The organism is Sphingobacterium sp. N143 (assembly GCF_030325625.1).
Taxonomy (GTDB): domain Bacteria; phylum Bacteroidota; class Bacteroidia; order Sphingobacteriales; family Sphingobacteriaceae; genus Sphingobacterium.
Window position 1 is genome coordinate 589,478 of sequence record NZ_JACAIS010000001.1, and the last position, 20,702, is coordinate 610,179.

At 40.1% G+C, this 20,702-nt stretch carries 17 protein-coding genes; 10 read left to right on the top strand and 7 right to left on the bottom strand.

Features of this window, described 5'->3' with window-relative positions:
* Positions 1–62 precede the first annotated feature (62 nt).
* The gene (locus HX021_RS02525) at positions 63–977 is read right to left on the bottom strand and encodes a glycerophosphodiester phosphodiesterase family protein (protein WP_286588116.1); all 915 of its coding nucleotides are present in this window, start codon (positions 975–977) and stop codon (positions 63–65) included.
* Between the two features lie 376 nt (positions 978–1,353).
* Here HX021_RS02525 and topA point away from each other — a divergent pair, with 376 nt between their 5' ends.
* From topA to cmk, 3 genes are read left to right on the top strand one after another with little or no spacing between them, the layout of a single operon-like run.
* Positions 1,354–3,753: a type I DNA topoisomerase gene (gene topA, locus HX021_RS02530; RefSeq protein ID WP_286588117.1), complete on the top strand. Its 2,400-nt coding sequence runs from the start codon at positions 1,354–1,356 to the stop codon at positions 3,751–3,753.
* Between the two features lie 2 nt (positions 3,754–3,755).
* On the top strand, positions 3,756–4,169 hold the full coding sequence (locus HX021_RS02535) for a hypothetical protein (RefSeq protein ID WP_286588118.1): 414 nt from the start codon (positions 3,756–3,758) through the stop codon (positions 4,167–4,169).
* Complete coding sequence (cmk, locus tag HX021_RS02540) at positions 4,169–4,864, top strand: (d)CMP kinase (RefSeq protein ID WP_286588119.1); 696 nt, start codon at positions 4,169–4,171, stop codon at positions 4,862–4,864. The genes HX021_RS02535 and cmk overlap by 1 nt, the downstream gene beginning before the upstream one ends.
* Positions 4,865–4,934: 70 nt before the next feature.
* Here cmk and HX021_RS02545 read toward each other — a convergent pair whose 3' ends face one another.
* The 4 genes from HX021_RS02545 to HX021_RS02560 form a co-directional block, all read right to left on the bottom strand.
* Complete coding sequence (locus tag HX021_RS02545; RefSeq protein WP_286588121.1) at positions 4,935–5,228, bottom strand: hypothetical protein; 294 nt, start codon at positions 5,226–5,228, stop codon at positions 4,935–4,937.
* A 159-nt stretch (positions 5,229–5,387) separates the two neighbouring features.
* Positions 5,388–6,587: a pyridoxal phosphate-dependent aminotransferase gene (locus HX021_RS02550; RefSeq protein WP_286588124.1), complete on the bottom strand. Its 1,200-nt coding sequence runs from the start codon at positions 6,585–6,587 to the stop codon at positions 5,388–5,390.
* A 96-nt stretch (positions 6,588–6,683) separates the two neighbouring features.
* The gene (locus HX021_RS02555) at positions 6,684–7,058 is read right to left on the bottom strand and encodes a DUF1573 domain-containing protein (protein ID WP_286588126.1); all 375 of its coding nucleotides are present in this window, start codon (positions 7,056–7,058) and stop codon (positions 6,684–6,686) included.
* A 97-nt stretch (positions 7,059–7,155) separates the two neighbouring features.
* A complete protein-coding gene (locus HX021_RS02560; protein WP_286588128.1) occupies positions 7,156–8,121 on the bottom strand; it encodes a KpsF/GutQ family sugar-phosphate isomerase in 966 nt (321 codons plus the stop codon).
* Positions 8,122–8,222: 101 nt separating this feature from the next.
* Here HX021_RS02560 and recQ point away from each other — a divergent pair, with 101 nt between their 5' ends.
* Together recQ and kdsA are read left to right on the top strand one after the other, a co-directional pair.
* Positions 8,223–10,412 carry a DNA helicase RecQ gene (recQ, locus tag HX021_RS02565; RefSeq protein WP_286588129.1) on the top strand — a complete coding sequence of 730 codons (2,190 nt, stop codon included), beginning with the start codon at positions 8,223–8,225 and terminating at the stop codon, positions 10,410–10,412.
* 17 nt (positions 10,413–10,429) lie between these two features.
* Positions 10,430–11,245, top strand: a complete 816-nt coding sequence (gene kdsA, locus HX021_RS02570) for a 3-deoxy-8-phosphooctulonate synthase (protein ID WP_286588131.1) — start codon at positions 10,430–10,432, stop codon at positions 11,243–11,245.
* An 89-nt stretch (positions 11,246–11,334) separates the two neighbouring features.
* Here kdsA and HX021_RS02575 read toward each other — a convergent pair whose 3' ends face one another.
* Both HX021_RS02575 and HX021_RS02580 read right to left on the bottom strand, forming a co-directional pair.
* Positions 11,335–12,624 carry a DEAD/DEAH box helicase gene (locus HX021_RS02575; RefSeq protein ID WP_286588133.1) on the bottom strand — a complete coding sequence of 430 codons (1,290 nt, stop codon included), beginning with the start codon at positions 12,622–12,624 and terminating at the stop codon, positions 11,335–11,337.
* Positions 12,625–12,677: 53 nt separating this feature from the next.
* Positions 12,678–13,007 (bottom strand): DMT family transporter, encoded by a 330-nt coding sequence (locus tag HX021_RS02580; RefSeq protein ID WP_286588135.1) that lies wholly within the window; start codon positions 13,005–13,007, stop codon positions 12,678–12,680.
* Between the two features lie 226 nt (positions 13,008–13,233).
* Here HX021_RS02580 and HX021_RS02585 point away from each other — a divergent pair, with 226 nt between their 5' ends.
* The 5 genes from HX021_RS02585 to HX021_RS02605 all read left to right on the top strand — a co-directional run bounded on the left by HX021_RS02585 (position 13,234) and on the right by HX021_RS02605 (position 20,697).
* A complete protein-coding gene (locus HX021_RS02585; RefSeq protein ID WP_286588137.1) occupies positions 13,234–15,480 on the top strand; it encodes a tetratricopeptide repeat-containing sensor histidine kinase in 2,247 nt (748 codons plus the stop codon).
* A gap of 14 nt (positions 15,481–15,494) precedes the next feature.
* Positions 15,495–16,130, top strand: coding sequence for a response regulator (locus HX021_RS02590; RefSeq protein ID WP_286588139.1), 636 nt, complete (start codon positions 15,495–15,497; stop codon positions 16,128–16,130).
* A 97-nt stretch (positions 16,131–16,227) separates the two neighbouring features.
* A complete protein-coding gene (locus HX021_RS02595; protein ID WP_286588141.1) occupies positions 16,228–18,294 on the top strand; it encodes a hypothetical protein in 2,067 nt (688 codons plus the stop codon).
* Positions 18,287–19,567 carry a hypothetical protein gene (locus HX021_RS02600; RefSeq protein ID WP_286588143.1) on the top strand — a complete coding sequence of 427 codons (1,281 nt, stop codon included), beginning with the start codon at positions 18,287–18,289 and terminating at the stop codon, positions 19,565–19,567. Before HX021_RS02595 ends, HX021_RS02600 begins: the two co-directional genes overlap by 8 nt.
* 122 nt (positions 19,568–19,689) lie before the next feature.
* Positions 19,690–20,697, top strand: a complete 1,008-nt coding sequence (locus HX021_RS02605; RefSeq protein ID WP_286588145.1) for a YihY/virulence factor BrkB family protein — start codon at positions 19,690–19,692, stop codon at positions 20,695–20,697.
* The last annotated feature ends 5 nt before the right edge of the window (positions 20,698–20,702 follow it).

Genomic DNA, 20,702 nt, shown 5'->3' on the forward strand with positions numbered 1-20,702 from the left:
TGCCATATGCTGCAGGCAATCAGACAGGAGGCAAGCGCTGTTCCGTTTAAAAATGAATCGTATTAAAAAAGATCGGGATAATCACTGATGATACCGTCTACATTTAAATTTTGTAGTCGCTGGATTTCATTTGATGAGTTGACCGTCCAAGGAATTACCTTGATATTTTCTTTGTGGCATTGTTTGACAAAGTCATCAGTAACTATTTTAAAATGTGGACTGATGATAAAAGGGACAAAGCCCAGGTCCGCGATGGTTTCCTGTATATTTTTAGTATAGTTTGCATCAATCAGGTAAGATACTTTAAGCTGTGGATAGGCTTTGTGAAGATATTTGATGGCCCGGCTATCAAAAGATTGAATGACTGTACGTGGGGCTATTTTTTTATCTATTATTACTTGCACCATTAAGTCCACGAATTCTTCTACCTTGGGATGGTAAACACCATCTTTACCTTCCTTGCTCTTTACCTCAATGTTATAGAACATCGGAGCCTTCCTTTTTTGACTGGCGTATGCTTCGGTACTATCAATCAGATCGGCAAGTTTTGATATATAAGTGACCTGTTTTTTTTGATGAGGAAATTCCTTGTAAAACTTAGAACCTATATCATATTTTATCAGATCCTGATAAAGCATGGAATAAATCTTCAACGATTTGTCTTTTTCCGGGATCTCACTGCCGTCAGGTTTGAGCACAAATTTTGGGTTAAGGTAATCATCATGAAAAACCACGACTTTCAGATCCTTGGTAATGTGGCAATCCATCTCCAAAGTTGTTACCCTGGGCAAGTCGATGGCATTTTTCATGGCAGCAATAGATTCTTCAGGGTATAAGCCACGGCCGCCTCGATGTGCTTCTAAGCTAAGTTTTGGAAAGTTGTTTGTTGTATGTGGTGTAGAATCTTTCATCATTGAACAGGATGCAAATGGTAGTAATAGGGCCAAAGAGGCTATTCTAAGAAAACTTCTTCTCATGATTATTTTTATTTTACCAAAATAGCGGGCTATTGTGCCCAGGTTATCAATAAGCGAATATACATATCCTATTTTATTTTATGGCCTTTTAGATCTTCATATTGCTGTTTTTTGCTTTTTTAGATCGTACTTTTGCTATGTAACAAATAGCTATGAATTCTGGCAGTATAGAAGAACGAAGAAAAACGAAAGTTTAAGACGGGATAAAATGATAGGATCGAATTTGGAAAAAGTTTAAATTGGCCAATGGCAATGTTTTTGTTCATGTGAAAAAAAACGTATTTGTCAAGGGGAAATCTATTTTTTTTGTCTTTTTTGTAAGAAATTATTGTCATTCCTTTTAGAATTCCCTTTATTTGCACAAATCTCAAATTAGATGGCGAAAAATTTATTGATAGTTGAGTCTCCAGCGAAAGCAAAAACGATAGAAGGATATTTAGGGAAAGATTTTTTGGTTAAGTCAAGTTATGGACATATCCGTGATTTGGTGAAGACCGATGACGCAATTAATACGGGGAAGAATTTCGAGCAGAAGTATGAAGTTCCGTCCGATAAGAAGGCGGTTGTCAGTGAACTGAAGAAATTGGCTAAAGCTGCGGAAACAGTATGGCTCGCATCCGATGAGGACCGTGAGGGGGAAGCTATTTCATGGCATCTATTTGAGACATTAGGGCTGAAAGATGAAAGTACCAAACGTATCGTGTTCCATGAGATTACAAAACCGGCGATTCTCAAAGCCATTGATAATCCTCGAAAAATTGATTATAATCTGGTGAATGCCCAGCAGGCAAGACGCGTTTTAGATAGATTGGTGGGTTTTGAACTATCACCAGTTTTATGGAAAAAGGTTAAGCCGTCTTTATCTGCTGGCCGTGTGCAGTCAGTCGCTGTTAGATTGATTGTGGACAGGGAGCGTGAAATCAATAAGTTTGAGCCAGAAGCTGCCTTCAAGATTGTCGCTTTTTTCCATACAGGTAAGGTAAAAGATAGTTTTAAAGCAGAGCTTCCTCAACGTTTTGCCACAGAAGCTGAGGCGACGAAATTCCTGGAAGATTGTAAAGCTGCATTGTTTGCTGTTAAAAACCTGGAAACGAAACCATCCAAACGCTCGCCTGCAGCACCGTTTACCACGTCTACTCTGCAACAGGAAGCAAGTCGAAAACTAGGCTTTTCCGTGGCGCGTACGATGCAGGTTGCTCAACGACTGTATGAGTCTGGACGTATTACCTATATGCGTACCGATTCGGTCAATTTGAGTGATACAGCGATTGAAGCTGCAGAGAATGAGATTAAGTCTGCTTATGGTAATCAATATCATAAAGTAAGAAAATATAAAACAAAAACTTCAGGAGCACAGGAAGCACACGAAGCTATTCGGCCGACCTATTTTTCTGAGCATACTATTGATGGCGACTCATCAGAAAAACGCTTATATGAATTGATCTGGAAACGGGCAATAGCCTCTCAGATGAGTGAAGCAGAATTTGAGCGTACTTTAGCGAAGATTTCCATTTCAACACGTCAAGAAGACCTGAATGCTTCTGGCGAAGTAATGAAATTTGATGGCTTCCTAAAGGTTTATATGGAATCTGTGGATGATGATCAGGACAACACAATGGATGAGGATAGCGATAATGCCATACTTCCTCCGTTGACAGTAGGGGCACAGCTGACCCTGAAAAGTATGTCCGCTACGGAGCGTTTCTCCCGGCCTCCAGCTCGCTATACGGAAGCGGCTCTCGTGAAAAAATTGGAAGAATTAGGTATTGGCCGCCCTTCAACTTATGCACCAACTATTTCGACGATTCAAAATCGTGGCTATGTGGTGAAAGAAGAGCGTGAAGGGAAGCCGCGTGACTACCGAGTCTTGACGCTGGAGCACGCGGAATTGAAAGCAGTTACTAAGACGGAGATCACAGGGGCAGAGAAAGGAAAGATGTTCCCAACGGATATCGGTGTAGTCGTCAATGATTTTTTGGTTGAACACTTTAATGGAATTGTCGATTTCAATTTTACAGCAAATGTTGAAAAAGAATTTGATGATATTGCACATGGGTTGACCGAATGGACAAAAATGCTGCATGATTTCTATGGCCCTTTCCATTCTGAGGTTGAGGATACCTTGGAAAATGCTGATCGTGCCAATAATGAGCGTGAACTTGGTGTTGATCCTGTTTCTGGAAAGCCGGTTTCTGTTCGCATTGGAAAATTTGGACCATTGGTTCAGATCGGTTCGCCTGATGATGAGGAAAAACCTCGATTTGCTTCATTGCGTAAAGGTCAGATGATTGAAACCATTACCTTTGAAGATGCCATGGAACTGTTCAAGCTACCGAAAAAAGTAGGTGTATTTGAGGAGAAGGACATGACGGTGGCAGTGGGACGCTTTGGACCTTATATCCGACATAATTCAGCTTTCTATTCATTGCCAAAAGGATTAGACCCATTGGACGTGACTGAAGAGGAGGCTATTCAGATTATTAAAGATAAACGTCAGAAAGATATTGAAAAAATCATCCGGGTTTTTGAAGAAAATCCAGAAGCTCAGATTGAACAAGGCCGGTGGGGACCTTTTATTCGTTTCGGCAAGCAAAATTTAAAAATTCCTAAAGGTACAGCGATTGAGGATATTACTTACGCTGATGTTTTAAAATGGGCTGAATCCGATGCTCCCAAAGGAAAAACGACAAAATCGAAATCCGCCGAGAAGAAAAGCACCACAAAAAAAACGGTAGCAAAGAAAGCTCCAGCTAAAAAAACAACAAAGTCTAAATAGCGATGAAAGCAGATTTGCCAGAGAATATTGTTAGAGATATTATGATTGCTGTCGTTTTGGAAGGAGAGACGGCAGAAACGAAAAACTGGACTGTATATGTCATAAACGATAAAAATGTGCCTATTCAGAATGTTTTGATCAGCTCGAAAGGCTATGGAGAGAAAGATGGAAGGCAAGTGACAACGACGACTTTACGGCATTTTATCGGAAATATAGAAGCAAAATCCTTTGATCGGGTGGAAGCAATCGATGAGCAGGTATTTGGATTGACGAATGAGTATTGGCTGAGCTTCTACATAGATAATATCATTTACGATAAAAAATATATTTTTTTGCCAGAAAGCATTGTGGACGGAAATTTAACAAAAGTACCTTTGGTTAACAGACCCGGTGTAATTATTGGAGGAAACGAATAATGAGTAGACATCACAATTTTATTATTGCTATAGACGGTTTTTCTTCCTGTGGAAAAAGCACCCTTGCCAAAGCCCTTGCCAAGAAGCTGAAATTTGCCTTTATTGATAGTGGAGCCATGTATAGAGCGGTTACGCTCTATTTTATTCGGCACAGCATTGCTTTGGATGATCAAGAGGCCATCGATAATGCTTTGAAAGAGATTCATATTGATTTTATTCCAAATGCAACCAAAACGGAAATACATCTGAACGACGAGGATATTTCAGAAGAGATCCGCCAGATGTATATCTCGGATAAGGTTAGTGAGGTGAGTGCGATTAAGGCTGTTCGAGTGGCCATGGTTGCACAACAGCAAAAACTTGGAAGCAGAAGAAATATTATTATGGATGGACGTGACATCGGCACGACCGTTTTCCCTGATGCTGATCTCAAAATATTTATGACTGCAGATCCTAAAGTAAGAGCTGCAAGACGATATTTGGAATTAACCGAAAAAGGGGAGGATGTTACTTTGGAGGAAGTTGTGGAGAACTTAGCAAGTCGGGATCACATCGATAGTACTCGTGCTGAGAGTCCTTTGCGACAAGCTGAGGATGCTATTGTTTTGGACAATTCAAATCTGACCCCCGAACAGCAGCTTCATTTTGTCGAAGAAGAATATCTGAAAGTAAAAGCATTAAAAATACAGGCTTAACTATTGTTGTTATAGTTCACCATAAAAAAAGCCACGTCTGTAGACGTGGCTTTTTTTATGGTGAAACGAGCTATTTAATATTATTGATTTGCTGCTGTTCCAATAATTTGTCCACATTGTTCTTCTCCCCAAACTCTGAGGTTTGTTCCTGAAAAGATTCCAGAAGTGCTTTGATAGCATCTGAATTGTCCGCTGTCCGTTGATAGATATCGGGAATTGTTTTTTCAATATTTTTATCACTGAGTTCGATGTTATCAACTTCGATTTTGCCTATTTTTTCCAAAACAGCTTGTTGACTATTTCTTACATCTTCTAATTCTCTAGCTATTTTTTCCATCAATTGGAACTTCTTCAATTTATCCATATGCAATATCTTTAGTTATATAGATAGAACAATGCGGTCTGATAGTTTGTTTTAGCTTTTTCAAAAAAACTCAAAATAGGCGCGTTGGAAGCGATTGAATGGGCATAAAAAGAAGACTTGTTAAATGACAACAAGTCTTCTTTCAGATCTGTTTTTGCGTTAATTTGTTCGCCCTGGATATTCTTCTAAGGCTTTTTCCAGGCAGATTAATGCTTTTTTTAAATCCTCCTGATTCAGGACATAGGCGAGACGAACCTCATTTGTACCGGCACCTTCCGTGCTGTAAAAGCCTGTTGCTGGCGCCATCATGACGGTTTCATTATTGTATGAAAACTTCTCGAGAATCCACTGGCAGAATGCATCGGCATTATCAATGGGTAATTTTGCCACAACATAGAAAGCACCACCTGGATTTGGAGAGTAAACTCCCGCTATGGCATTCAATCCATTGACCAAGGTATCTCTTCTTGCGGTATATTCTTTTGATACCGCCTCAAAATAACTGTCCGGAGTATCCACTGCCGCCTCTCCGGCAATCTGACCTTCCAGCGATGGGCTCAAACGTGCCTGTGCAAATTTTAACGCTGTTTGGTACAATTCTTTATTTTTGGTGATAATACAACCTATACGGGCACCACATGCTGAATAGCGTTTGGACACCGTATCAAAAATCACCACATTGTTTTCTAGGCCCTCTAGATGCATGGGAGAAATAAAAGCCCTTCCATCGTAACAGAATTCACGATAAGCCTCATCAGAGAATAAGTATAGATCGTATTTTAAACATAGCTCCCGCAATGCTTCCAATTCTTCTCTGGAGTATAGATATCCTGTTGGGTTATTGGGATTGCAGATACAGATTGCTTTGGTTTTTTCGGTGATCACTTTCTCAAATTCGGCGATGGAAGGCAGGGCAAACCCATTCTCTATATAGGACATGATCGGTTTTATAACGATGTCAGATGAACAGGCAAACCCATTATAGTTGGCATAGAACGGTTCCGGTATAATCACTTCTTCGCCTGCATTCAAACATGCTTGCATGGCAATGGTGATGGCTTCCGAACCACCATTGGTGACAAGTATGTCTGTGGGCTCAATATTGTAATTGAGTTTATTGTAGTATTCGGCTAATTTGTTGCGGTAAGAGGCCGTTCCTTCAGATGGGGTATAGGCCCATACTTTGAAATCAATGTTTTTCAAAGCATTCAGCATCCCCTCAGGTGTTTGGATGTCAGGCTGTCCGATGTTCAGATGATATATCTTCTTACCTTCTTTTTTTGCTTGATCAGCATAAGGCGTCAACTTTCTAATGGGTGACGCAGGCATGTTTCGCCCTTTTTCTGATATTACTGGCATTATAGTTTTTTTAAAATTAGTAGTGCAAAGCTAACCAAAATAAAACGAAAAAAGCCACATCATGATGTGGCTTTTTTCGTTTTATGAGTAGGCTTGTTACTCGACAATACCCTTAATATATAAGGTCTTTACCGGCGTTTTTGTGTTTGACTGAACAGTGAAACTCTTTGTAAAAGGCGCCTTGGCAGCAGCATTATAAGTCACCTTAATCGTGCCGGTTTCTCCGGGCTTAATTGGAGTTTTTGTAAACTCTGCAACAGAACAGCCGCACGTTGGTACCACATTGGAAATAATAATGGGTTCACTGCCTGTATTCGAAAATTTAAAATTATATGATACAGGCGTGCCTGCTGGAATTTTACCAAAATCGTGTGTTTCCTTTTCAAATTTAAACTCTCCTTGACCCGCCTGCATAGACGTAAAACCGATAAAGGAAATGATTACTGCTAAAATTGCTATATACTTTTTCATGTTTCTAAGATATTACATTAAACTTAAATAGTACAACTGATATGCCAAATGTAATGTTTATTACCAATTTATTTTACATCTAACAACTTTATTACAGTTATATTATACCTTCTTTTAATAAGTCCTGTATATGAATAACCCCAGCATAATGACCATTGTCGGTAACGAGAAGCTGCGTAATATTGTTCTCTCTCATAATATGAAGAGCATTCGCCGCAAGTTCATTCTTATCGATCACCTTAGGTGATTTTCCCATAATATCCGCTGCGGTGATTTCTACGAGATTGCTATGTTTCTCCAGCATCCGTCGGATATCCCCATCTGTTATGATACCTTGGATTTCCCCCTCATTTAAGACAGCGACAGCCCCCAATCTGAATTGTGTAATGGTGATGATGATATCCCTAACGCTAGCATGCTGTTCGACGCTAGGTTTACCATTTTGATCAGATAGATCCCCAACCCGCAAGTATAGCTTTTTACCCAGCGCACCGCCGGGATGGTATTTTGCAAAATCTTTATCGGTAAAATCACGGCATTCCTGTAAAGCAACAGCTAGGGCATCGCCCATCGCCAGTTGAGCGGTTGTACTTGAAGTAGGGGCTAGGTTGTTTGGACAAGCTTCCTTCTCGACAGTGGTATTTAAGACATAATCCGCATGTTGTGCCAGATAGGAATGGCTATTTCCGACTAAGGCCACCAAAATGTTTTTGGTCTGTTTCAGAAAAGGGACTAAAACCTTGATTTCAGGTGTGTTACCGCTTTTAGAGATGGCAATGATTAAATCATTTTGCTGGATAATACCCAGATCACCATGGATGGCATCTGCTGCGTGCATGAAAATAGAGGGGGTACCCGTTGAATTTAGTGTTGCAACTATTTTTTGTGCAATGATGGCACTTTTTCCTATGCCGGTCACGATGACACGCCCTTGCAGCTGAAGAATGTTATTGACAACAGTAACAAAATCATCATCAATATATTGAGCTAGAGCAGCTACTGCCTTAGCCTCTTCTTGAATAGCCTGAATAGCTATATTTTTTATTTCGTAGTTGTTTTTCACAAAAAATACTCTTACTTTTATGTATTAGAATAGATTGCAAAAATAGATTATTTTTCAGGATTATTTCTTCATTTATCTATCTTATTTTTGCCCAAGGCGCAATGGAAATAGAAAAATCACTTTTCGACAATTTACAGGATTTTTTTGGTTTTGACACTTTTAAAGGAGATCAAGAAGCTATTATAACCAGTATTCTTCAACAGAAGGATACCTTTGTTATTATGCCAACAGGGGGCGGGAAATCAATTTGCTATCAATTGCCTGCACTGATGAGTGCGGGAACTGCAATTGTAATTTCTCCGCTGATTGCTTTAATGAAAAACCAAGTCGACCAGCTTCGTGCATTCGGTGGCGAAGACAGCATCGCTCATTTTTTGAATTCCTCTTTAAACAAGGGGGAAATCACACGGGTGAAAGACGATGTACTAGCCGGAAAGACAAAGCTGCTTTACGTGGCTCCAGAATCATTAGCCAAGCAAGATAATGTGGAGTTTCTCCACCAAATCACGGTTTCATTCGTAGCGGTGGACGAGGCGCACTGTATTTCTGAATGGGGGCATGATTTCAGGCCAGAATATCGTAAAATTCGTCAAGTAATCAATGAAATTGGCGATAATATTCCAATTATTGCGTTGACAGCAACAGCGACACCTAAAGTGCAATCCGATATTCGGAAAAATTTGCAAATGAATGATGCTGTATTATTTAAATCATCATTCAATCGGAGTAATTTGTATTATGAAGTACGTCCGAAAAAAGATGTTGTCAAAGAAATTGTACGGTTTATTAAGACAAAATCAGGTAAGACCGGTATCGTTTATTGCTTGAGCAGAAAAAAGGTAGAGGAAATAAGCGAAGTATTGAATCTGAATGGGATCAAAGCGCTGCCTTACCATGCGGGACTTGATGCCAAGACCAGGGCCGATACTCAGGATAAATTTTTGATGGAAGATGTGGAAGTGATTGTCGCAACAATCGCTTTTGGAATGGGGATTGACAAGCCAGATGTTCGCTATGTTATCCACCATGATATTCCAAAATCCATGGAAGGCTATTATCAGGAGACAGGTCGTGCAGGACGGGATGGTGGCGATGGATATTGCCTTGCTTTCTACTCGGAGAAGGATGTAGAAAAATTGACCAAATTCATGAAAGATAAGCCGGTGGCTGAACGTGAGATTGGTACACAGATACTTAAAGAAGTTATTGATTATTCCGAATCCGCCGTTTGTCGCCGGAAGCAGATTCTGCACTATTTCGGTGAAAATTTTGATGAGCAGGGATGCGGAAATATGTGTGATAACTGCCGCTCGGAGAAGGAATATTTTGAAGCCGAAGAATCGTTAAAAGATGTATTGGGCTTTATCAAGGAGCAAGGAGAAAAATTTGATGATCAGCATGTGATCAATGTGATGATCGGACAAAATAATCAACCGGTTTCTTCTTATAAACATGACGAACACCGCTTGTTCGGCTCGGGTAAAGAAAAAGGTGTCCTTTATTGGAAATCACTGCTAAGACAAGCTGTTTTGGATAATTTCGTCGTGAAAGATATTGATCATTATGGTCTGTTGAAATTGACAGATGTAGGTCAGCATTATCTGGATAATCCCTATCAGTTGAAGTTTATTTTAAACCGCCCGATTGAAAAGGGAGACACGACGAATTCCGAAGAAGCAGGTCATGGAACAGGAGCTTTGGATACAACCTTACTAGGGATGCTGAAAGATCTACGTAAAAAGATAGCCAAGAGCAAATCTTTACCTCCTTTTGTTATTTTTCAAGACCCATCCTTGGAGGAGATGTGTACACATTATCCTGTCAATATTGATGAACTGAAGCAGATTCAGGGGGTAGGGAATGGAAAGGCGATCAAATTCGGAGCATCCTTTATTGCTTTGATCAAAGACTATGTGGAGGAGAATGAAATTGACCGCCCGGTAGATCTTGTTATTAAGAGCACGGCTAACAAATCAGCCTTGAAAGTAGCCATTATTCAAAACATCGACCGCAAAATAGCCCTGGATGATATTGCCGCAGCAAAGGGGATTACATATGAGGAGATACTGAAAGAGATTGAGACGATAGTCAATGCTGGAACTAAGATCAATATCAATTATTTTATTGATGAAATTATTGATGAAGATCGTCAGGATGAAGTTTATGACTATTTTAAAACTGCCGAGACAGACTCCATCAATGATGCGCTGAAAGAATTGGGCGGCGATGATTATACTTATGAAGACCTTCAATTGATGCGCATTAAGTTTTTATCAGAATTGGGTAATTAATTTTTTATATAATTTATATGATTAACACATACATTCCTGAAATAAAGAATGGAACCTCGCAGAATTTCTTTTTAATGGCTGGGCCTTGTGCAATCGAGGGAGAAGAAATTGCATTGCGGATTGCGGAGAAGATTGTTACCATTACAGATAAGCTCAATATTCCTTATATATTTAAAGGGTCATACCGTAAAGCCAACCGCTCACGTCTAGATTCTTTTATGGGAATAGGGGATGAAAAAGCACTTAAGATTTTGGAAAAAGTATCCAGGACTTTTGGGGTGCCCACAGTGACCGATATCCATGAAAGTCATGAAGCTGAAATGGCAGCTGCATATGTTGATGTTCTTCAGATTCCGGCATTTTTATGTAGGCAAACAGATCTATTGATTGCAGCAGCGAAAACCAATAAAGTAGTGAACGTGAAGAAAGGTCAATTTTTGAGTGCCGGTTCCATGAAATTCGCCGTTGACAAAATTGTGGATTCAGGCAACGATAAAGTCTTTTTGACAGACCGTGGCAATACTTTTGGTTATCAGGACCTTATTGTCGATTACCGTGGCATTCCTGAAATGCGGTCCTTTAATGTGCCTACCGTCATGGACTGTACACATTCCCTACAGCAGCCCAATCAGACATCAGGTGTTACAGGAGGAAAACCCGCATTGATTGAAACTATTGCTAAAGCTGCCATCGCTGTAGGAGCTGATGGTCTGTTTATTGAAACCCATCCTGATCCTGCCAATGCAAAATCCGATGGCGCAAATATGTTGCAGCTTGATTTGTTGGAGGGGTTGTTGGAGAAATTGGTGCGCGTAAGACAAGCTATTTTATAGTATAATAAATAAATCGCAATAAAAAGGAGCTCATGGGCTCCTTTTTTATGTTATGTATACCTAACCCAGCTGTGCTGTGTTGTCAAATGTTATTTTTTCTTCATCTTCATCTTAGCTTTCTCGCCACCGCCATAATTGAAGGTTTTGGCATTGCTTTCTTTCTTTTGATGAAATGCCCCACCGCGTGAACTGTCTTCCTGCTCAGCTTTAACTGCTTTTTTCTTCTTATTCATCGCTGGACTGTATACCAAAAGATCATCTGGGAGTTCCAGGATCTCCATTCTTTTGCCCACTGCCTGTTCAATTTTTCGAACCATTGGAAGCTCTAAGTCAGTGCTGAATGTCAATATGACTGTTTCTTCGTTCTGGTCATTTTTAAGAAGATGCTTCAAAAATTCTTCTTTTTCATTCGGAAGTTCAAATTGAATGATAAATGGGATATAGGTGAGGTCTACGATGTTGGTGTTTTCACGCGCAATAATCAATACACGAGATCGCTTATTATCAGTAAAGTCCTGGACTGTTTCATACCCAAAATCATCATAAAACAAGGGGTTGAGGATAGCGATTTCCTGTTTTTCAGCGCTAAACAGGCTACTCGCCAGTTTTTGTGCTGTAAGCTTTGAGTTGACAAAAACAACCACTTTTTGAAATACTTCTTTATCCTGTAGCAGGTGGTTCAATAAGTTGATTTTTGTCGTGAAATTAGGAGCTTGGTATAAGAAAAGATCTAAAGTATCAACCGATTCATTTTCCAGTTCGTCTACCTCTATTAAAGCATAGTTCTCATTCAGGTGAACGTCGATCATGTCATAGAGTTTCTGATGTTCAACAGTGCTGAAAACCAAATGTTGTACCTTACCACAGCTTTCTGCCAGTTCCCTAACAGGATTCTGCATCCCCTGTTTGATAATTTCCTCAGCATCATCAATGATCAGGGTCTGGATACGGTTTAGGTTCAACGCTAATTTAAGATAGATGGCCCTGGCACGATTCGGTGTGGCCACCACGATATCCTTTCCATCGACCAATGCATCTATTTCTTCTTCCATACTGCCACTGGCACGTAGTCCAATGATGCGGAGGCTTTTATTTTTGCTCAGCTGATGGAATCTATCCACGATCTCGTCAATACGTTCTTCATTCGGCGCCAAGATTAAAAATTTTGGTGCTTCATCTGTCGTAAATTTCAATTTCATTAAGGTCGATAGGACATAAGTAGTGGTCTTTCCGGCTCCTTCAGGGGCAATGGCAATCACATCCTGCCCGCCAAGAATTCTGGAAATGCATCGACTTTGAATTTCCTTTGGTGCCAGGTAACCGAGCTCAGTCATCGTAGCAGTCAATCTTTTGCTTAGTTTTAGTTTCTCTAACGACACGTATCCTTTAGTTTATGTAAGTTACAAAAGTACACATTTAGTTTTTAGATCAGCTAATGTGCCGACATTTTTGAAAACAGATTGATAATAATGACACCGGCTACAATGAGCGTCATTCCTATAATTGCAGGCGTATCAGGAATTTGTTTGAACAAGAATAAACCTATTAATGTAATTGCTACGATTCCGACTCCCGACCAGATTGCATAAGAAATGCCCACAGGTATATATTTCAATGTAATGCTTAAAAAGTAAAAGGCAATAATATAGCCAATAACACAGATTATAGTCGGTTTAAATAACGTGAAACCGTCAGATTTTTTTAGAAATGTGGTCGCAATAATCTCAGCAACAATAGCTAGCAATAAGTACAGATATTTCATATTGATTTTATTCTTATTTATATACAAAGCTACAATTTTGATTTTATCACAATCCCGATGCTGTAAATTCAGGTGTCCGGATGAACTGAACATGTCAATTCATATCGGCAAGAACAGGGTAACAAAGAGTAGATTCATATTTTATTCAGAACAATTAAAATTGTTTATAAAGTTAAATTTAGCTAAGTTTGACCCATTCACGTAGAGGAATGCAATGATTGGTTTTATGGGATATGCTCAAACTTTTGCTCGAGCGATAGTTATATTCTTGATTTTTCTGTTGGCCTGGGGATCAGTTTCTGCTCAGGACCAGCTTCAGGACCTCAGGAAATCATATAACAACCTTCCGTTGGGAAGTAAAGAACGCTTTGTATTAACAGGAAAGTATGCCCAGGCGCTATATTTCAACAATGAAAAAGTACAGGCCAATCAAGTGCTCAATGACAACATTCAGCTGGCCAAAAGCTATCCGGATAAACAGTACTACGCCTATTTGAACTGCATTGCAGCGATGAACAGCTACAATGACCGTTCTTTCGAAAAATCAAGAGCCTACCTTGAACAGGCTAAATCTGTATTACCCATCATTGCTGATCACAGCACAAAGGGGTATGTTTATTATTGTGATGGTTGGATCATGACACGTCAGAATAAGGAAGAACAGGCCGTTTCACAATTTCATAACGCCATTTCTTATTTAGAGAAAGCCCCACAAAATGATGTGAATACAGCACGCAAACTAGCCATTTATAAAGAGTTGACAGCTATTTATGCCAATCAACGGAATTATGAGTTTCAGGAGAAATACACAAGTCTTTTATTAGAAACGGCCAAGAAGGGAAAAAATATCAACAGTCTTTTTGATGCATATATGCAAGCTGGTTATCTTTTTGAAGAAGAATACAGGGCTAATACCACAGACCTGGCTTTATTGAGGAAATCTGAAGAACACTATCTTGCTGCCTATGATCTGCTCAAGAATAACCAGGCCCAGCTCATTAACCCAACAGATTTGGCTTATGTTTCAGTCAACCTGGCCAATCTGTATCACGAATTTTATCCTCAAAATGGAAGTCAAAAAGCGATTTCTTTTGCACAGCAGGCTTTGGAAATTGCTGCAGAAACAGGACAATACGCGATTACAATACCAGCATATGGTGTATTGGCGGATGAGTCTTTCAAGAATGGTCATCGTGAAGAGGGTAAGAAATATCTGCAGCAAGCTTTGTCCAATTTTGAGCGGGAACCACATTATGATTATCAAGTTGGCTTAAGCCTATACAGCCGGTTGGCGGAGGTAAGCGTGGAAGAAGGTAAATACGAAGAAGCCTTCAGGTATCAGAAAAGTTATATTGATGTATTCGAAAAAGCATTCAATTCAGATAAGCTGGATAAAACCAAACAACTGGAGATAAAATTTGAACGCGAATTGCAGAATCAGAAATTGTTGCGCCTTCGTTTAGAAGGAGAGAAGAAAGAGCAGCAGATCAAGCTGATGAAAGCACTGAATGATAGACAAAATCAATTGGTTGAAAATCTGAAGTTAAATGAACTCAACCGATCACAGCAACTGAAAGTGTTGCAGCTGGAACGGGATAAAAAAGAACAAGACCTGCAATTAAGCCGACTGGAGAATGAACAGCGCTCACAGGAGCTTGATGTATCCAAAAAGGAAATTGCTTTTAAATCTCGGATGAATACTATTTATATCTGGTTGTTTATTAGTTGTTTAATTGCTGTTATCTTACTTTTTTATGCTTATTGGCAGCGTTCTAAGACACTGAAACAAAAGGAGCATCTATATGGTCTCGAAATAGAAAAAAATAACCAGCAACATGCCATTAAGAACCTGACGGCTATGCTTGCGGGAGAGGAAAAAGAACGGACACGTCTTGCCCGCGATCTACACGATGGATTGGGTGGATTACTGTCTAGTACCAAACTTGGACTGTCCTCCATCGGTGAGGGTACTCCTGAAGAATCTGCCGTGAAAGATGGCATCAACCGTAGTATTGTGCTATTGGACGACGCGGTAGACGAACTGCGCCGTCTTGCGCATAACCTCATGCCTGACCTCATTGTCAAATACGGACTGAAGGAGGCATTACGGGATTACGCTGCCCGTATGAGCCAGGCAAAATGCCAGGTGGAATGCGAGTTTCTCCATTTTGAAGCGGAGCTAAGTGTTGAACATGAAATTTCCCTGTATAGAATTATTCAGGAACTAGTTAATAATGCATTGAAACATGCCACGGCTACGAGTATTTTTATACAACTTTCAGCCCATAATGGACGTTTACATATTACCGTTGAAGATGATGGAAAGGGGTTTGATACTGAAAATATCGATCTGCAAAATTCTGCTGGCATGCACAATGTGCGATCCCGGCTTTCTTTTCTGAATGGAGACATGAAAATCATGTCCGAAATTGGAGAAGGTACCACCATAGAGATTGAAATCCCCCTGTCTTAACTATAACTCACCACATGATAAAGATAGCAATTACCGACGATCATCCTTTGTTATTGGAAGGATTGAAGAACATTATCAATGCACATGAAGACTTTGATGTGGTCGGCATGTATGCGAGTGCAGCCGACCTGTTCAACCATATAGAAGCTGATGCACCATTGGTATTACTGTTGGATATTAACTTGCCTGATGCTAATGGTATTGATCTGGTAAAAGGGCTGAAAGCTGCTCATCAGGAATTAAAAATTGTAGCCTTTAGTGTTCACAATGAGTTTGCCGTTATCAATAGTATCTTGAATGAAGGCGCAGATGCTTACCTGCAGAAAAATGCCAACGGGTATGAAATCATTTCCGCGATCTCGGACGTGTTACTGGGAAAACGCTATATCTGTGAAAAAACACAGGCAATATTAAATAATAAGAAGGCTGAAGCAGGGCTCAAGCAGGTACCGAAGTTGACACGTCGGGAGAAAGAGATCCTGGCTTTTGTTGCCAAAGGAATGACTACCAATCAAATTGCCGAATCCTTGTTTATCAGTTCGCATACTGTTGAAAGTCACCGGAAAAACCTGATGGAAAAATTTCAGACCAAAAGTGTTACTGCGGCAGTGAAATCTGCCATAGAATATGGATTGATACGCGAATCGTAACACAATTGCTGAATTCCCTGAATTCAGGGAGGAAAATACCTTATTGCATTTGATACTTTTGATGCTATAGATTTATTTGAGAAAGTATCAAGTGCATATGTGTATATCAATTCGTCATTTCCGCCCCCACACAGGCAAATTCCTCGCCATTGGTTTTATCTTGGCTCTATTTTCGGGCATGAATTCCCAAAAAGTACAGGCTCAGCAGATTGACCAGAAAATTCCTCGGGATGCCAACACAATCGTTGTTCTTAACTTTTCGGAGATCGTAGCACATGCAGATGGGGTAATATTAAATCGTTTTCTGGGCCGGACCGGTTTTTTTAAACAGTTCGAAAAGAAAAATATTGACCTGCAGCAAGATCTTTATCAATCGGGGATCGATTTGAACGGAAAGGCATTTTACTATAGAATTAACAAAGATAGTCTGCGCTATGCAGAGCTTGTAATCCCAATCCAGGATATCCAGCGCTACACAAGCTTGCTGAACTTGAAGGGAACCTCTTTGCCATCACTAAACGGCTACGAGCGGTTTAGAATGGAATCTGGAAACCTATTGGCCTGGAATGCCAAGGAGTTTAGGATACTCATGGGTGCGACCGGAGCCACTTATTTCAGTACTGATTCTATTGCTGCATTATATGGTATCGAGCCTGTGGATTATGCCTCGGGGACGATGGCAGCAACCAGTATAGCAGCAGAGGCTGCTGCTGAAGCCGCAACATATCCCAGGGCAGATACTTTTCCCATGGATTCTACAGAAGTGAGCTGGGAGGCAACTGATTTTGACCGTGTTCATGGGGAAGAACTGGAGAAAGGTGAAGAGGCCCCTGTTTTGGTAGATAGCAACTGGGTCGATATGGATATGATGGACGTTGATGATATCAACTATGATTCACTTTATACAGCTTATGAAGAGGCCAATAAGCGGAACGATTCCATTAAGAATGCTTTATTGGACAGATGGTTATTGCAAGAGCAGGAACACTTGCTGAATGGAACATATCCAGTGATAAGCAAAGAAGAGCAGCAACGTCTGTTGAACAAGGTGGATCTTCTAAGGATATGGATTCCCAGAGTTGATGGATTTTATCGTGGGCTGAATTCCGTACGCTCTAGTGTCGATGCCTATTTTAGCGCAGAACAATTTTCATTGGATAGTGAATACAAAGATTTGTTCGTTGATTTATCCCAGCAGCAGAACAAACTCAGGCTCAAAACAAGTGTTAGCCTAGGGAAAGATCTGGCAGCATTGACCAAGAAGCTGTATGCAAGGAAACCAAATCCTAAATTTGCCAAGTATCTGACTGATGAAACCATAGGCTATGTGAACGTGAATTTAAATACGGAAGCTTATTTAAATGAAATGCCCACTTTTTTTTCTAAAAATCTAGGTAAGTTTTTCGGCCATGAAGAGGAGCTATTGCAGCTTTTTGCTACAGGCTTTGAAATTGTGATAGATGAAAAGGCTATTGCCGATATTATGCCAGGTGATCATCTGATTATAGTCAATGGTATAACACATCTGAAGGTGGATTATACGGATTATGATTATGACGACAATTATGAATTAAAGGAAGTACATAAGACCAAAGAAGAGAAAGTACCTTCATTTGTTTGGATGTTTACTTCCAAGGACCAGCGGATGATTAAAAAAACACTGGATTTTGCCGTATCAAAATCAAAGGCACATCTGGCAGACGGAATCTATCGCATTGTACAAAACAATGGGAAGGATTTCCCATTGTATGTATTATTCCACGAAGATTTGATCATGCTTAGTAATGACAGTACCCAGCTACCTAAAATTTTACAGCATAAAAACAGGGGGTATAAACCGAACAAGGCTTTTATCAAGCTCATGAAAAATAATAAGCTTTCGGCCTCCTTTCAAGTTAGCAGAATTCCTGCCTTAGTAAAGGATCTCAATATAGTGCTGGATAAAAACTGGCAGGATATATTAGATGAATTGAATAATTATGGTAATTTTACCTTAAATTCTAAAGGAATTGTTGGGAATCGATTAGAAACAGATCTGCAGCTTCACCTACCCTCAGCCGAGAAAAATGCATTGCAATTTATTTTGAATCAGTTAATGGATAGACTTGCAGCCGATGAGCAACTTGAATTTGACCACTCAATTGATGTAACTGAAAATGATTAAAAAAGGTATAATCTGGATAATTTCTATTCTTGTCGTTCTGGTGATCATCGGTTGGGGGATTTATATCCTTCGGCAACAGCAGTCTTATGGCGCTATCGTTCACAAGAAAAGCAAGGCATTACTGACCATTTCCTTGGATGATATCCTCTTGAATCAGTTTTTTGACAAATGGCAAACGGCTCCAAGCAGAGGGCAGGATTTTGCTAAGAAACTGAACCGGCTGAAGGATAATGGAATTGATATCAAGGCAAATGTATTTCTTTTTTCCCTTGAAGAGACACCGAAAAGCTTCTATGCATTTTTTGATCTGAAAGATGAACAGCAGTTTTTAACATTTTTAAAAGAAGGGTTGGCTATTGATTCCATTGAGCGGAATGCCTATCCTGGCGTAAATTATGCCTATCAAGAAACACATAAGATTGCTTTTGTTTGGAAAGGGAAGGAGTTATTGGTAGGCTTGGGCTTTGATCTAGTTGAAAAACGCGACGAAATGCTTCAGCTGATTCGATCCGATGAAGGTCGGATCACGATCGAGAAGTTTATTCACAATCCGAGTACATTGACCCAAAAATCCTTGCGCTATAGCAACATCTCAACCAATAATTTTGTTGAGTTTGAACTCAAAGGCAATCGTATCGACGTTGCTGGTGAATTTACATCTAAGGCTTGGAATTTTCCAAATGAATATTTGGTTCGGGAATTGGTGGATCAGCATTATATTGGTAAAGGCTGGCTCAATTTTTCGGATATACAGTTTCATGCACTGGTTAAAAATCTGTTGCGGGATATGCCTTTGGAAACAGACTCGATCATGGCCCATGCGCGTGGTAACTACCTCGATATTGAAATTTTAAAAAATAAAGTGGCACAGAGGGACACCATCATTAGCTATGCCGTTGACGAGAACTTTGAAACAGTAGAAGAGATGACAGCATACGATAGTAAGGTGCCTGAAATCAGGCTGGGAATCCAGGGCGATGAAGACCTGTCCAGGTTTCTTCCGAATAAATTGTTTTACCAATGGTTCCAGAAAGGGGATGGCCAACATACTATCTTATCAACGTCTTCAACCATTGCCCAGCAGCACAGCAAATATCATAAGACTGACGATCTTGCTCATCTCGCAATTCACCTCTCGGATTGGCCAAATGAGTTTAAACTATCTTCAATATTACTCTTGAAAACCATAGCCTCAGACCTCAACCTCACATTAAAAGTGACCCATTCAGATAAACTTGTTCTTCGGGGAAAAATTCAAGATTACTCGCGTTAATTTCAAAAATATGTTGTCTGGAACGATGCAGAACGTTTTCATGTAACCATTTCAGTTTTCTTGCAAATTCAAAACATTCTTAGTTGCTCGGCGGTTTATTGTTATTAACAAAGAGTGGAAGTATGAATGTCAGAACAAAAAGCAAGAGTAAATTAAAGACCTATTGGCGGATATTGAAAAGTACAGTTTCGGGATTTTTGAATGAAGATTCCATGAAGTATAGTGCTTCATTATCTTATTATACTGTTTTTTCGATTGGACCAATATTAGTATTGATCATTGCATTGGCCGGAATTTTTTATGGTGAAGATGCCATTGAAGGAAAGGTGTTTATGGAGCTGCGGGGATTGGTTGGAAATAGTGCAGCCATGCAGATTCAGGAAGTGATCCAAAATTTACAATTGTCCGGTAAAACCAATATGGCCTTATTGATCAGCGGTATCACCTTGATTCTCGGGGCAACGACGGTATTTGGGGATATCCAAAACTCGATCAATAAAATTTGGCATGTCAGGGCCAAGCCCAAAAAAGGATGGCTAAAGCTTATCCAGGATAGGCTATTGTCTTCCTCGCTGGTCATAGGTCTTGGTTTTCTCTTGGTGGTCACCTTAATTATAAACGGTGTAATTTTAGCCCTAACCGATCAACTTCAGCGGTATTTTCCTGACATGACCGTAATGCTGGTCGATGGGATAAATTTTGCGCTATCTTTTGCAATCATCTTTCTGCTCTTTAGCATTATTTTCAAGGCGCTTCCCGATGTGAATATAGCCTGGCGGACTGTCCGTGCAGGAGCATTATTTACAGCGATTCTATTTGTGCTGGGAAGATACCTGATTGGGATCTATCTGGAGCATTCTGCCACCAAGGATACCTATGGGGCAGCTGGATCATTTGTGCTAATCCTTCTTTGGGTATATTACACGGCTGCGATATTATTTTTCGGAGCTATTTACACCCGCGAATATGCGACAGTGATGGGAATCCCAATAGAACCCTCCCAATTTGCCGTACATGTAGAAACCCAGGAGATCGAACGTCAGGTAGCAGCAATACCACCGGCACCATTGACCCAGAGCGAGCAGACAACGGATACTGAGCTGCCTCCAGATAGGAAGCAGGAAGAATGAGCCCT